This is a genomic window from Vibrio sp. 779(2023), from assembly GCF_033344285.1.
Taxonomy (GTDB): domain Bacteria; phylum Pseudomonadota; class Gammaproteobacteria; order Enterobacterales; family Vibrionaceae; genus Vibrio; species Vibrio alginolyticus.
In genome coordinates this window covers 278,447-291,681 of sequence record NZ_JAWPOM010000003.1, presented here as the reverse complement: position 1 = coordinate 291,681, position 13,235 = coordinate 278,447, and the positions used below count along the sequence as shown (strand labels likewise).

Sequence of the window (13,235 nt, the reverse complement as noted above, 5' to 3'; positions counted from 1 at the left end):
CGGCCTTATCAACATAGCCGGGTTATCATAATCAACTTAAATGTTTAATTTTTTTATAGGAAAGGATTAGCGATAGTTTCAGCCAATTCTTTCTTGGTTGATTAGCTGCGTGGTGGGTATACTCCCGCAGTGGCAATTAACCAATTAATCGGCAATACCGGGCTCAAAATATTAAGTGGCATTGAACCGCCTGTTTCAGTCACAGCTACAGTACCTCCGCCCGAGCCACCACCAGACACACTTAAGCCTTCGATCTCGGTCAAATCTGGTTGCTGAAACGTCGGTTTATAGAACCCGGGGGTAGAGTTTTGCGCTATATACGAATTACTATCGGGTACCTGTGTATTTGCAGCATTGGTAGCAACCTTCATCCTGCCTGTTACAGGTGCAGAAGTGCCAAGAGGGGTAAAAATTGCCGTATGTAAGTGTGCTGGCATTTGAGTTATATCAATAGTTACCAGTTCAGTACCCAATCTTTCTCCCTGATGATAATCCATCCCCCCAGGTCGTGTGCCTACACCAACTGGACTGCGGCCACGCAAATCAGGTAAACCAAAGGTAGTTCGGGCGTCACCTCCGTATAGAGTGCTAACTAGAGAGAAGAGCGCTGGATTATCTTCAATTGCCTGCATTTGCCCCGAGCACATTGCCCAATTTCTAATTGCAAAATTGCCACCAAATGCGGTTAGTGTCCCAAGATACGGTTCTGTAGCCATACTGTTCTTCCTTTCAACGTATACACTTAAGTTAAAACCAGCCCATAACGAAATTGGTGTGGTTGGTTAAAACTTTCCAATCTCGCATTACTAAATACCGTTACGGGCTTCATCACTGCCGCAAAGAGCCGTATTGAGATATTTATTTACTCACAAGCAGAAGCGTGCTGGAGCAATGACATCCCAGCATCTAGCCCAGCCATTTGCGCATAGCGATAACCCGAAAACACGCCTTGCGGTGTAGCAATAACATCTATTGATATGGCGCTATCTAACGTTTTCACTTGTAACCCATGTTGTGGGCTGATCTCGAGAATTCTCCCCGCCTCAACACCGACTAAAGAAGTCTCCATTGCGCTTGCTTGCAAAACATTGGCGACACCACTTGGCAAGCTCAACATCGCACCACCGAAGTCATGATTGCCTGCTCGCACTAAGTTGACGATTTCGCGACTCGTTTGCACGTTCCAACGAAGGTGCAGATCATGTTGGTTTACTGCTCGTGCCACTTCGTTGGGGTTTGATACTTGTTCACGCCAAACCAGCCCTTGCTTTTGTTGCGCGATGAGGAAGTCATACATCAGCTTAGCCGTCATTTGTGACGCTTTTTGCTGAGCACTGGTTAAGGTCTCAAACGGGTGAAATGGTACCTCTAACTCCATTCCTATAGCGCCGGAATCAGCCGATGCCTCAAGACGATGCAGGGTGAGGCTAAAGGTGTCTAAACCCTCTCTTAATTGCCAATAGAGAGGCATCGGGCCTCGATACTCGGGCAGCTTTCCCGGATGAATGTTGTACAAGTTTCCGTTGAAAAACTGACACAGCGAGGAATGAACTATGTGCCTGAACAAATAGATAACGCCATCCGTGACTCGCCAAACATCGAGTTGCGCTATCAAAGCACTGCTGTCATTGGCGGTATACTGAGCAATATGAATCGATTGAGCGCTCAGATAGCTCTGTAGCTGCTGTAAGTCAGGATTTAGTTCTCCTTCCGGTACTACCACGCCCGCCAATTTATGCTGTTGTGCCAACAACTGAATGATGGGCAAGGCGTAACAACTTCCTGTAAAAACGACGTATTTTTGCTGCATATCGAAATCATCCATGGGTGGCGACAAAACCTGGCAATCCGGTTAACTGATAATAGAAACTGACCTTATCCCCTCCCTTCGCTTCAAAGTAATGGTGTTCAACAGCTTTGGGCTTGGCATCCACATAAAAAGTCATGTCGGGTTTAGGATGGGTAATACCAGAGTCGTATTGTCCGACCATCGCATCTCCGTAAGTATCGATATGGCTGTAAATGGCGAGGATACGTTTTGCCATATCTGGCACATCTTTCGGCAGCTCAATGGTGTTGCCTTGCAGCATTTTTATTCCACCATCTAGCTCAAAAATCTCGCTTCTGAGCAACATGGCTTTATTGACGTTAAGAATTTCTCCCAGATCAATTCGATCATCGATCGCTTCCGGCTGGCAATGGTTGGAATGTGCATACTCTGCTTTTTCCCATTGTTGATTAAATTCCGTCTCCCCGATGACCATCATGGCGCGCACAGATACCTGATTGGGGATCATTTCGCCTTGAATATGTAAATATTGAACCAAATGTTTCGCGATGCTGAGGAACCCTTCCCGACTAAAGCCATGCTGCATCGCTTCAAGTATCAGGAGATCAAACGTTTGAGTTGGCGAAAATTGGGTAGCATCTTCTTCCACTAAGGCTTCAATGTAGTCTGCGATATCGAGATCCGCGATCAATTGATTGAGTGCTTTAATGGCTCCGGGGTGAATATCTACTAGTGTCACCTGAAGCTGCTCTGCGCTAATTCGATCACTTTGTTTGTAGTGAGCAAGTAAAGGCAGCAGCAATGGTGCAAAGGGGCCGCAAGCTGGATAAAGCACTTTAACCTGTGACTTGTTGGCAAGCATATGTTGGATAGCTTTGTTTATACCACACGCAAAGCCTTTAATTCGGTACACATCTTTGATGGTGTGTTTACAGTTAAGTGGGGACATCACCAGCCCAGACGTGGAAATGTACTGTCGGGTCAGTTCCTCTTGAGTGAGTTTAGCCAGAGAAAGAGATTGGCAAGCGTTGCCATACATGGTCTGAAAGGCTTGCACCAGTGTTCGGTGCTCAACTTTCGTCTCCTTCAATACGAGCTCAACTGCCGCAGCGAAACTCTCTTTCAGTTGTCGTCGGCGTTCAGCCGTGCTGAGTTGGGTTTGGAGCATAGCCTCAAGTTGAGTCCGTAATGAGTACTTAAGCAGCTCATCCATTTCGGGTTCAGCAAAACCAAACTGTTGAGTTTGTTGCTGCACTTCTTCAACACCGATCGTCTCACGAGATTGAGGACGTTGCTGGTAGAATTCTATAGGTGAGCCCTTTTGCATAATTCATGAACCTCAATTGCCGCTTTAGCAGTAGTGAATGATGTAAACAAGCCTGTACTTGAGAAAAACATACGCCATAAGCTCGGCGTTATAATATCTGAGCTCACGGATCTAATTTCATAAACCGTACTGACAAAATTGGGCAGAAAAATTGAGATAAAAACAGTTCCAATCCTGTAAATTCAGAGAGTAGTAAATAGTTAGGGTAATAGGCCTTTCGATATGATTCTTCTAAGGCAAGCGCTTGCCAATCCCCTCGATGACAAGATCGTTTGACATATGGCAGCCACGCAGTCTCCTTAATAGAGGTAAGCGCGGCACTCAAGTGTGGTGTAATATGAGAGCCATTTAACAGGCAGAAAAAGCCAATATCCATTGTATAAAGCCAACTATTTATAATATTGAAATTAAAATAATTTTGTCGGCAGTTATTTTGAAATTGCCGATATTTGATTTATAGACTAGAAAAAATTAGTTAGCCAGAATAGAGATCAAAAAAAACACTAAAAATAAGATTGTCAATTTATATCTCTAAAATTAAAGGATTTAATTTTTAAAGCTTAATGCCGTCCAATATAAGTTGAAAGTGTGCAATCTTTTAAAAGATATAAGTTTAAAGATATTTCAAAAAACTTATTAAGAAAAACATGAACTCACAACGATAAATATCAAAATTATTAATAACAAAACACCACTAATACAACAATGAATTAAGGTGGTCTGAAGATTAAAATGCCCATTTCATTTTCGTGTATAACATTTTAACTACTAGTATTATATATGTGGTGAAATAAGATAAATTTATTCACTCAACATATCCAATCGATTCAGGTTTACTGGGAAAAGCTATACGTTACAACGGAGTGAAATATGGCAAATAGGGATGGAAGAATTCCACTCAACGTATTACGACTCAAAGAACTGAGAAAGAAATTAGGACTGAGCCAAGAAAAACTGGCGGAAGAGTGCTTTCAACAGGGTTTTGTCGTATCTATTGCTTCTATAAAGCGAGCAGAGTCTGGGGCGAATGTGCTGTATCGTACCGCATCCAATCTCGCGGAATACTTTTCTGTCCCCGTAGAGGACCTTTTAATAGATCGGGCCTCAGAACCATTATTTACAAATGTATCTTCATCACCACCATATTTTTTTATTTTTGCAATCGAAGCAAAGTGTGATTTGACCGCAAAGGCTCTGCAAACCTTACTTCTCAGCCAAAACACTACACCCATAATACAAAACCGAACGTTTGTTCTTACTTGGTCTTTACAGGAATCGGACGAATATATTTTTGAGCGAATTCGACAACTAGCCCTTCAATTAAAGGTTGCTCTTTCGGCTTCGATTCGGTCTTTTATCAATGTGAAATACATGCATCGAATCACTGAGCTATCGGAACATCCGAATGCGATAACCCCAATCAATGAAATCCTAGTTAAAATCCCTTGGGGAGAAATAGCTGCTTGTCCTTGCTTTATCTCGTCCAATTGTGCCAGACCAATAAAACCTTTTCTAACAGGAGAGCCAGACTTCAACAACTGGCATTTTGTATCCTTACACCAAAACCATACTGACTGTTTCGTAGGGCGTAAACTTGAACTAGAAACATTGAATAGCGGAATCAAGCGATGGCAAAAACAAGAAGCAGGCCAAACGTATTGTATTACTGGTACCGCAGGGATAGGAAAGACCAGCCTACTCAACCAGGTCATTTCGTCTTTGAGTCGTTCTTCGTGTTTAACCACAGAGATTCAAATCCTGAATCATGGCAGTGCTGATCTCTTGTCCCCTCAAAATATATTCACTCGGGCAATTTGTTCATTTACTCGTGAAGATACCGATGATTCTATTCGTCAGCAGACTGTCGAGTCATCAATTCCCTCTTCTTTCCATCTCTGCCTTTATTGGTTAATGGGGGTAACACTCAACGAATCAGAAAAACAGCTGCTGAACTTAATGGAGTTCCAAACGCTGAAACAAACGATAGAGCAATCTATCCCTTTCTTAATTCAACAACGGCAGACCAGCAAACCGCATTTGATTATTGTTGAAGATGTCCATTGGGCCGACGAGGTAATGTTGGCATTTCTTGAGACACTGCTACCTTATATTACAAACACCAATATTTTACTCTTTCTGACGTTTAGGCAGCAAAAACGACTTAGTTCCAAACAATCTTGGTTTGCCAACGTGAATCTAATCGAACTTAGGGAGTTATCATCTGAAGAGTCTTACGAGTTAGCTTGCTCAATCACATGCCAACAGAATAAACATATCAATGACTGTATAAAGCTTGCGAAAGGCCATCCTCTATACTTACGCCAAACACTACTTTGTTCTCAGTTTGATAAAGACGTTCCGGAGTCATTGGAACATTTAGTTTCGATACAATTAGCTCAACTTCCAGCCCAAGATCGCCAAGCACTCTGTACTGCATCTGTGTTGGGGCAGTACTTTCAACTGGAGCAACTGCGTGAAATCACTCGAATTCCCGGCTACGTACCAGATAAGTTAGTCGACGCTGGCTTAGTAAAACTCAATGGCGATCAATACCTTTTCCATCATGATTTGATTTGTAATGCTGTTTTCCGTCAAATAGACAAGTCACAGTGTTCAAAAATACACATGGCCTGCGCAAAATGGTATGAGAACCGAGATCGGTTCTTATATGCAGTCCATATCAATCATGCCAAGGGCGAAGGTGTATTTACTGTTCTTGACCAGACCGCCAAACATTACCTGAGCAATTATCAATTTGAAAAAGCACTGACTCTTATTGAATACGCTATTAAAGAGTCACCTAAAGCACAGATGGCGTATGCACTAAATATGAAAGGAAACTGCCTGTATTCGATGGGACGCATCAAAGAGAGTATTGAGGTTCTTGAGCAAGCGATTCATCACACAGAAAATGATTCTGAACGTGTTCAATACTATTTAGACCTCATTAACCCCTACCGTTTAACCGACAACTTTGTACAAGCGATGTCGATTTTAGACCAAGCCCAAGCCCTGTGCGAAAAGCTGACGTTAAATAAATCTTTGTGTGAAATTCACTCGATGAGAGGTAATATGCTGTTCCCCACTGGGCAGCTAGACGAATGTGAGAAAGAACATTTACTTGCATTAGATTACAGTCAACGAGCAAACTGTTTTCGCGCGAAAGCAAAATCGCTTGGCGGCCTCGGTGATTGTGCCTACGCACAAGGAAAAATGGCTCGCTCATACGAGTACTTAACCGAGTGTTTGCAACTGTGTGAAGAGCATCAGTTGCTTTCGATTGAAACTGCCAATCGCTACATGCTGGCAACAGTGATGATCTATCAACTGCAATCTGACGAAGCACTAAAACAGGCTCAGCATGCCTCGAATCTTGCCTATCTCACGGCAAACCGCCGAGCAGAAATTGTTTCTAGGCTTACGGCTGCATGGATCTTTCTCGACCGTAATGTCTTGGTGCAAGCTGAAAACGAAATCTCGACCGCTCTACAACTTTCAAAACAGCTTAATGCTCATCGATTTGTCGCTTTTCTTTTGGAGTCCAGTGCAAGATTGCACTGGTATCAGGGAAAAGAGGAGAAAGCCCTTTCGGACATCGACACGGCTCTAGATCTTGTTCATATCAATAAGCTACACAATTTTATTGGTCCTTGGCTCGTATCTACCAAGGCACTTATTTGTGGCGATGAATCAACGGCCCTCTCCGCTTTGCGCACTGGTGAGGCTTGGCTAGAATCTACCTGTGTTGGTCATAATTATTTACGCTTTTACCAACAAGGAATCCAAGTAGCGTGGCAGTATAAGCAGCCTACGCTACTTCGAAAATATCGCGATAAGCTGTCTAACTTCACCCAAGAAGATCCGCATCCATGGGGTGATTTTTATATTGAACAAGCGAATCTGATGCTTGCCTTACTCGACCAGTCCAGCTCCGTCTCTGAGTTGTTAAACTTCAATCAGGCCGCGCGTAAGCATCAACTGAATCAGGCTCAAATAAGTGTTGATGAGCTCGACCATTGGCTCTCCACATCTACTCAACCATGAAATATTCAATAAACGAAGAAAGTCGATTAATTGCACCTTCAAGTCATCGTGTTTACTCGATTTACCTCGTCAAACACAGATATTCGAAACCATCGAATATCTGTGTTTTGGCACAGTGTCATCGCTGATGAGATTTATGCTGGCGCAAGATCATTTTGCTCCACCTTAAAGTTCTCGATGCTAGGAACATGCTCAGGCAAAAGTAGAGTAACGCGTTGATTTGCTGCTTCAATCCATTTACCTGAACTATTTTTATATCGATAGAATGCCACGCCTGACTTCCAATCATCATTAAGTAGGAGGTTGAGCGTTACGTTATGAAGATCAGCTCCTAAAGGAGCAATGCCTAGATAAGGCTGGTAGCCCTGCAACGTCACCATGATATGACAATCACCCATCGTGCATTGATAGTTGAAACTACCATTGAGATCAGACACCACATTTAACGGTGGGTTAACGGCCTGAAAGATATGTCCTTTACCCACTATTGATTTGTCTTCGCTGGCCACGAGTAGATTAACATCGAAGCTCACTCCTCCAGGTAAGCCGTTACCAATTTGATAATGAGCAGTAAAAATTGCTTGTGATTCTTTTGAGTCCATTTTCATTGTGTTCTCCAACTGAATTTATTGTCGTTAGTGACCCATTCAATGTAGATAACACGTCATTCTGGTTCAGTATCAATTTAGGCTCAGATCTACTTGACTACATAAATTATCCACGGTCACGCAGATGCCGATCGTTCTTTTCATCAACCAGATATTGTTGCTCTCTCGCTGATGCTTTTGGCGATTTGTACAGAACAACTGATACCAAACTGATATGGTGAATGTATGCATTTGGTTTAATATTTGAACAACTATTCAATACATAAGCCAAATGGAAAAAATAATGGAACATGAATGGATGCAGGGAACGAAAGAAAACCAAGTGGTAGAACAGCACCCTAACCCTCAAATACAACGCCTCGCTGTACTTAGCGCGTACTCAATCTCAGTCAATAATGCCAAACTGTTTATTCAGAAAATGGATAAGTGCGGTTTTCCTAAAGAACGATTACTGACACCTCTTGAAAACACGGTTTCACCGGTTCCCGGTTTGAACCAATATCAAGTCGAGTCACTCATCTTCAATACTCGCTATCAACACCAACCCTTTGTCATTGTCATGTGCGAAAGTACGCAAGAAGTTCAGCAAGCCTATCTAACAGCAACTCAATTCAATCTCCCGATTCGTGTTCGCTCAGGAGGGCATGATCACGCAGGTGAATGCAGTGGTGACAACGTCATTTTGATTGACGTGAGCAGAATTAAGACCTTCCAATTGTGTGACAATATTGCCACCATTGGTGCTGGCTATCGCTTCTATCAACTGACACCAAAACTTGCAGAGCATGATCGAATGATTGCACATGGAACCTGTGCCACAGTTGGGTTGACTGGCTATATTCAAGGCGGAGGATGGGGCCCTTGGACGCGAAAATACGGCATGTGTTGTGAGCACCTAGTGAGTGCAACCGTGGTATTGGGTGATGGTACGATCACAGAAGTCTCAGCAGAGTCCAACCCTCACCTATTTTGGGCACTAAGAGGCGGCGGAGGCATGAGCTATGGCATTGTTACCGAGCTACGCGTAAAAACATTCCCTTTACCCAAAGAGATCCACCGCTTCGAGCTTCAGTGGAACCTCTATCCAAAAATCAACGGTATGCTTCAGCCAATACCAACGCACCCTACCATAGATGTGCTAAAAAATTGGGAGCAGGCTATAAAAAGCCTCGATACGCCTAAACTTCTTGGCACCAACTTGCAAATTGATGCTCTGCCTGAATCATCTAACCACTGTGATATTGAAACCATCAGCCATCACTGCACCATGTATGGCTACTGGGAAGGAACAGAACAAGATCTTCACCAATTTATAGCCGTTCAATTTGGCGCTTGCTTCCCTGATTTAGTTCAAGTCTATGAAGCACATGGCACTGACTTTGACGGGAAGAAATACGATCACTCCCTGATGAGCACATGGGGGCGCGATTCTTTGTGTCAAAACGGTTCTCCTTTCCCTCCCGATTATGACGCCCCAGCACCTCACAAAATCACTTCGCGATTGGTGTCAGAGCGAGGTCTTAAACCAGAAGGCTATACTGCACTTTTGCAAAGCTTAACTTCACCTTTGATAAAGCCAGAAAACCGCGATCAAGGGCTATTTAGTTACGTAACCTTAGGGGCGATCACTGGCGGTTTTTATCATCACTCAGACGACCTTGAAGACATATCTTTCCCCTACCGCCAGTGTCAATATACAGTCCAATACCAAACCTGGTGGAATGAAGAGATAAAGCAAAAACTAGAACTACAAAATAACCCAGTACTTGTTGATGTAAACAGAGCCATGGACTGGATTGATAAAGCCAGAGAAGCTGATATACCGGGAACCTATGGTGCCTTCATCAGCTTTAAAGATCCGGCAATTCCGACAAGCGTTTATTTTGATCGAAGCTACCGCGACTTAATCGGTATAAAAGAAAAATACGCTAAGGATAAGTTTAATCACCTTAGAACTAATAAGACCATCATTTAACATCAATATGCATCTTAAAAAGCATATATTAACAGAACGTCATTTGGCCGTTCTATCACGTATAGAAATTAAAAAAGAGGAAAAATTATGACAACTAAGGGTTCATTTTACGTTAAAAATAACTCCAACGATAAAATCACCGGATATGTGAGATTTAAAGACTCTCCGGAAATGGAGGTTCATTTCGACTTGAATATTGGCGAACAATCTGAATCTGCTAGTTTTGAATCCGGTGCCGCTACCCATGACTCCTGGTATTACAGTTTCAAAAAGGCAGGTAAAACCTATACTGGGGACAAGTCCTGTGCATACTATGCAAAAGATGAAAATAAAGGCCCCGTCGTTGTAGAAATCTTTAATGATAATTTAAAAATATCTCCACCACTTAGCGGTTCTTGTGAGAAAACTTTATAGCTGCTCACCTGATTCATCACTTCGCCCGAGACAGTTGCACAACTTCTCGGGCAGTTTCATTTCTCGGTATTTGGATTGAAGACTCTCCCCATTTTCAATCACAATCTGAAATTGTTAACTTTATGTTCTCACTTTATATCACCACTGCAAGATAATCGAATAAATACAAATCACTTTTAAAATAAACTTTAAATCTAGAGTAACCAAGATTGAAAAAATAAATATATTATTAATTTCTAAGATCAAAGAGTTTTACTTAATACATCACTTTTTATTTTAACTCTATCAACTGATACTAAACTGCTACTGACGTTTTTTTATTGAATGCTTAACTTAATAGCATGCGCTTATCTCAATGGCTAAAACCATTATTAAAGCGCAATTCATCTATATCCACGTAATCTCTAAGCATTTGATTCAGAGGGTTTCTTGGATATTCATCATTCAGATAAACAACGGAAAGCATGGCTATGTGTACAGATGTTAATATCAATTATGGTTGCAACAACCAAACCTTATCCGCTAGAACCATGGAGTTTGCAGTTAACCTTCAGACCGAGATTTGGTTTAGAGCCCAACAAACTTACCAAATTACGACCTTTACTTCCGACGGAAAAGCCGACCGTGTTTTCAATGGTCAGCCGCCAAAACGTCACAGTAAAGAATGTGAGTTTCGAGCAAATTGGCAGGGAGAGTTGAGCTTCATACACTGCAATGCCATTACCCGGTATAATAACCCTCTTTTAACAGCTGATGGCATTAATGAATCTGGCCTTTCTGTTGGGTCACTGTACTTGCCCATTCTCAATCAAAATGTATCGACCTCTCACATCCCTGATGATGCCTTTGCATTAGGCAGCGGCCTGTTTGGTACTTTTATCTTGTCTACGTTTAATACTGTGGACGAGATGGTGACCTACTTCACCACCCACCCCGTTTACGTGTTTAACTCGACTATTTCAACTGGTGAAACAGAGAGTGACAACATGGCTTTGGACCAGCATTTCGTGATTCACGATGCAAATAATGACAGTGCCGTCATTGAGTTTCTTAACGGTAATATGCATATCTATCGAGCATTCAAAGAAAGCGATATGTTCAGCAAAGAGGAAAATCAGCAAGCACGCTATCAATGTACCGAATACGACTTTGATGATTATAAAGTGGTTGTGGACCACTCCTATGTTGGAGTAATGACTAACTGCCCAAATTACCATTGGCATGTCAATCACCTCTCTTATTTTTCCAATTTGCGCAACTACAACCCAGAACCGAACAATGAAGCAACCATGCAACGTCATGTCCAAGTGCCTGGCCCACTTCAATCAATGGCGCTGGCTTGATGGGTCTACCCGCCGACCCAACACCGCCGTCTCGATTTGTACAAACCTATGCAATTAAGCAGTTAAGCGAACAACCAACTAACTTCGACGAAGCCTTCTCACTCGGACAAAAGCTACTTAATCGCGTTGATATACCTTTGGGCATCATGGCGAATGAGTTTGAGACATCCGATAACCCTGAAGTCTTTTTTAGTGATATTACCCAATGGAGCGTTATTAGACATAACAGTCATCAATCACCCGCGTTCTATCTGCGTACTTACGGAGACATGACTTGGCGAGTCGCTAATGTCAAAGACTATATTGGGTTAAATAGAGACTGTCAGATTTCAAGCGTTTTACAGCTCATGCCAGTTACAACATCATTACCGTTTGAACAAGTCGAATCTCGACCAACTATTAAAATCGCTTAGAGTTAATTTTGAAGCGCAAACAAATGAGAAGCAAAAAGCCAGAGTAAGAAATCAATCTCACTCTGGCTCATAGCTGCATATAGTATAGTTTTATCTGCTATAGATATAACGTATGGTTGCTTTTACACTTGTTACATTCAGTCGACTTACTCTTTACCGAACACGTTGTTCTCTTGTTCTTGAACGCGGATGAATGTAGTACGCTTGGTTAGCTCTTTAAGCTTTGCTGCACCCACGTATGTACAAGTTGAGCGAACGCCTCCAAGGATGTCTTGAATAGTACCGTGAACGCTACCACGGTATGGCAATAATACGGTTTTACCTTCGGCCGCACGGTAGCCAGCGACACCACCTGAGTGCTTATCCATCGCGCTCTTCGACGACATGCCATAGAATTTCATGAACTTCTCGCCGTCTTTCTCGATCACTTCGCCGCCTGACTCTTCGTGACCCGCTAGCATCCCGCCTAGCATTACGAAATCCGCTCCACCACCGAATGCTTTCGCTACGTCACCCGCACAAGAACAACCACCGTCACCGACGATCATGCCACCAAGGCCGTGCGCTGCATCGCCACACTCGATGATTGCAGAAAGCTGCGGGTAACCAACACCCGTTTTTACACGAGTTGTACAAACTGAGCCTGGGCCGATACCCACTTTAACGATGTCTGCACCAGCTAGGATTAGCTCTTCACACATATCACCAGTAACCACGTTGCCTGCAGAAATGACCTTGTCTGGGAACTCTGCTCGCACGCGTTCAACATACTCGACCAAATGCTCTGAGTAACCATTTGCAATGTCGATACAAATGAAAATAAATTCATCTGAAAGTGCCATGATGTCTTTGGTTTTTTGGAAGTCTGCGTCAGATGTTCCCGTAGACACCATAACGTTATTCATGGTTACTTTATCTGCTGATTTAGAAAACTCAGCCCAATCTTCTACCGTGTAATGTTTGTGAACAGCGGTCATTACACCATGCTCAGCCAGCGCTTTAGCCATTGCAAAGCTACCAACCGAATCCATGTTTGCTGCGATTACTGGCACACCAGACCATTGACGACCACTATGCTTGAATGTAAAATCGCGGGTTAAATTTACTTGAGAACGGCTCTTAAGGGTAGAACGTTTCGGGCGAAACAGTACATCTTTAAAACCTAACTTAAGTTCTTGTTCGATACGCATTGTGTAATTCCTTGATTCATATGTATATGTGTCATTTCAGAGTGCGTAGTGATTTCGTTGGCAGACGAGTTCACTGTTCTTCGGACACAAAAAAACCGGAGCGTTGGCAGACGCTCCGGTTTTCAGCATTAT

General features: G+C 42.8%; 10 protein-coding genes. 5 read left to right on the top strand and 5 right to left on the bottom strand.

Annotation, left to right across the window (positions count from 1 at the left end):
* Nucleotides 1-101: 101 nt before the first annotated feature.
* From R8O70_RS06425 to R8O70_RS06415, 3 genes are all read right to left on the bottom strand, one after another.
* On the bottom strand, nucleotides 102-716 hold the full coding sequence (locus tag R8O70_RS06425) for a phage tail protein (RefSeq protein ID WP_054576103.1): 615 nt from the start codon (nucleotides 714-716) through the stop codon (nucleotides 102-104).
* A gap of 146 nt (nucleotides 717-862) precedes the next feature.
* Entirely contained in the window at nucleotides 863-1,825 is a 963-nt protein-coding gene (locus R8O70_RS06420; RefSeq protein ID WP_005373444.1) for a formyltransferase family protein, read from the bottom strand.
* On the bottom strand, nucleotides 1,818-3,116 hold the full coding sequence (locus tag R8O70_RS06415; RefSeq protein WP_054576104.1) for a hypothetical protein: 1,299 nt from the start codon (nucleotides 3,114-3,116) through the stop codon (nucleotides 1,818-1,820). Before R8O70_RS06415 ends, R8O70_RS06420 begins: the two co-directional genes overlap by 8 nt.
* 870 nt (nucleotides 3,117-3,986) lie before the next feature.
* On the opposite strand from R8O70_RS06415, the gene R8O70_RS06410 reads away from it, so the two are divergent.
* Nucleotides 3,987-7,160, top strand: coding sequence for an AAA family ATPase (locus R8O70_RS06410; protein WP_054576105.1), 3,174 nt, complete (start codon nucleotides 3,987-3,989; stop codon nucleotides 7,158-7,160).
* Nucleotides 7,161-7,294: 134 nt separating this feature from the next.
* Here the strand turns inward: R8O70_RS06410 and R8O70_RS06405 are convergent, their stop codons facing one another.
* Nucleotides 7,295-7,768: a DUF1842 domain-containing protein gene (locus tag R8O70_RS06405; protein ID WP_017635215.1), complete on the bottom strand. Its 474-nt coding sequence runs from the start codon at nucleotides 7,766-7,768 to the stop codon at nucleotides 7,295-7,297.
* A 283-nt stretch (nucleotides 7,769-8,051) separates the two neighbouring features.
* Between R8O70_RS06405 and R8O70_RS06400 the strand changes: the two genes are divergently transcribed.
* The 4 genes from R8O70_RS06400 to R8O70_RS06385 all read left to right on the top strand — a co-directional run bounded on the left by R8O70_RS06400 (nucleotide 8,052) and on the right by R8O70_RS06385 (nucleotide 11,913).
* The gene (locus tag R8O70_RS06400; RefSeq protein WP_005373452.1) at nucleotides 8,052-9,743 is read left to right on the top strand and encodes an FAD-binding oxidoreductase; all 1,692 of its coding nucleotides are present in this window, start codon (nucleotides 8,052-8,054) and stop codon (nucleotides 9,741-9,743) included.
* 87 nt (nucleotides 9,744-9,830) lie between these two features.
* Complete coding sequence (locus R8O70_RS06395; RefSeq protein WP_005373454.1) at nucleotides 9,831-10,157, top strand: hypothetical protein; 327 nt, start codon at nucleotides 9,831-9,833, stop codon at nucleotides 10,155-10,157.
* Nucleotides 10,158-10,627: 470 nt separating this feature from the next.
* Entirely contained in the window at nucleotides 10,628-11,500 is an 873-nt protein-coding gene (locus R8O70_RS06390) for a linear amide C-N hydrolase (protein ID WP_318184087.1), read from the top strand.
* Nucleotides 11,500-11,913 (top strand): hypothetical protein, encoded by a 414-nt coding sequence (locus R8O70_RS06385; RefSeq protein ID WP_233059819.1) that lies wholly within the window; start codon nucleotides 11,500-11,502, stop codon nucleotides 11,911-11,913. Before R8O70_RS06390 ends, R8O70_RS06385 begins: the two co-directional genes overlap by 1 nt.
* 146 nt (nucleotides 11,914-12,059) lie before the next feature.
* Here the strand turns inward: R8O70_RS06385 and R8O70_RS06380 are convergent, their stop codons facing one another.
* Nucleotides 12,060-13,103, bottom strand: coding sequence for a GMP reductase (locus tag R8O70_RS06380; RefSeq protein ID WP_053304513.1), 1,044 nt, complete (start codon nucleotides 13,101-13,103; stop codon nucleotides 12,060-12,062).
* Between the last annotated feature and the right edge of the window lie 132 nt (nucleotides 13,104-13,235).

Bases quoted from the DNA above. Each gene is read 5' to 3' on its own strand.
- R8O70_RS06425 (WP_054576103.1), bottom strand. From the start codon at position 716: ATGGCTACAGAACCGTATCTTGGGACACTAACCGCATTTGGTGGCAAT.
- R8O70_RS06420 (WP_005373444.1), bottom strand. From the start codon at position 1,825: ATGGATGATTTCGATATGCAGCAAAAATACGTCGTTTTTACAGGAAGT.
- R8O70_RS06415 (WP_054576104.1), bottom strand. From the start codon at position 3,116: ATGCAAAAGGGCTCACCTATAGAATTCTACCAGCAACGTCCTCAATCT.
- R8O70_RS06410 (WP_054576105.1), top strand. From the start codon at position 3,987: ATGGCAAATAGGGATGGAAGAATTCCACTCAACGTATTACGACTCAAA.
- R8O70_RS06405 (WP_017635215.1), bottom strand. From the start codon at position 7,768: ATGAAAATGGACTCAAAAGAATCACAAGCAATTTTTACTGCTCATTAT.
- R8O70_RS06400 (WP_005373452.1), top strand. From the start codon at position 8,052: ATGGAACATGAATGGATGCAGGGAACGAAAGAAAACCAAGTGGTAGAA.
- R8O70_RS06395 (WP_005373454.1), top strand. From the start codon at position 9,831: ATGACAACTAAGGGTTCATTTTACGTTAAAAATAACTCCAACGATAAA.
- R8O70_RS06390 (WP_318184087.1), top strand. From the start codon at position 10,628: ATGTGTACAGATGTTAATATCAATTATGGTTGCAACAACCAAACCTTA.
- R8O70_RS06385 (WP_233059819.1), top strand. From the start codon at position 11,500: ATGGGTCTACCCGCCGACCCAACACCGCCGTCTCGATTTGTACAAACC.
- R8O70_RS06380 (WP_053304513.1), bottom strand. From the start codon at position 13,103: ATGCGTATCGAACAAGAACTTAAGTTAGGTTTTAAAGATGTACTGTTT.